The organism is Micromonospora sp. SL1-18 (genome assembly GCF_047921505.1).
GTDB lineage: Bacteria > Actinomycetota > Actinomycetes > Mycobacteriales > Micromonosporaceae > Micromonospora.
The window spans coordinates 1-367 of the sequence record NZ_JBLROA010000233.1 but is presented as its reverse complement, the minus strand read 5'-3'; the positions used below and the strand labels follow the sequence as shown (position 1 = coordinate 367).

Genomic DNA, 367 nt, shown 5'->3' with positions numbered 1-367 from the left:
GACAGGACCCCGGCGGTCAGATCAGCACGCCACTTCACCGAACGCAGAACACGCCCCGCCTGCTCCTGAGCCATCCGCACGATCCGGTCATTGACCCGCACACCCGCAGGCGGGGCAGTCGTCCAGCCCAGACGCCGCAACGCCATCCACGCGTTCGACGGCAGCCTCCGCCCACCCGCATCCACCCCGGAGGCCAACACCTCCACATCCACACTGTTCCAGTGCTCCGCCAGCAGCGCGGCCGCCATGCCCGCCACCAGATCAGCACACCAGCCCACCCGCTCCGCCAGCACCGCCGGGGACAGCACCTCACCAGACTTCTCGTCCACCCCTGACCGCAGCAGCGCACGGGCACACGCGGTACGCA

General features: G+C 70.0%; 1 protein-coding gene. It reads right to left on the bottom strand.

What is annotated here, in order from left to right; translation table 11 throughout:
• The coding region (locus ACNAW0_RS30730) for a hypothetical protein (protein WP_416291537.1) at positions 1-329 on the bottom strand (329 nt) is incomplete at its 3' end.
• Between the last annotated feature and the right edge of the window lie 38 nt (positions 330-367).